This is a genomic window from Confluentibacter sediminis, assembly GCF_003258355.1.
GTDB classification, from domain to species: Bacteria; Bacteroidota; Bacteroidia; order Flavobacteriales; family Flavobacteriaceae; genus Confluentibacter; species Confluentibacter sediminis.
Window position 1 is genome coordinate 1 of sequence record NZ_QKPO01000051.1, and the last position, 325, is coordinate 325.

Sequence of the window (325 nt, forward strand, 5' to 3'; positions counted from 1 at the left end):
TATAGTTACCACCGCCGTTTACCGGGGCTTGAATTCACCGCTTCACCCGAAGGCTGACGGATCCTCTTAACCTTCCGGCACCGGGCAGGCGTCAGTGCATATACAGCGGCTTGCGCCTTCGCATGCACCTGTGTTTTTGGTAAACAGTCGCTACCCCCTGGTCTGTGCCACCCCCAAAAGCTCCCACAGCAAGTGTGTTCACCATCGGGGGTCTCCCTTAAACCGAAGGAACGGGAGTGATTTGCCGAGTTCCTTGACCAGGATTCGCTCGATCGCTTTGGTATTCTCTACCTGACCACCAGTGTCGGTTTGGGGTACGGGCGGC

1 rRNA gene is annotated in these 325 nt (G+C 56.9%); it reads right to left on the reverse strand.

The annotated features are described in order from the left end of the window. Nucleotides 1-325 (reverse strand): 23S ribosomal RNA (locus tag DKT72_RS18930); the annotation flags it as partial.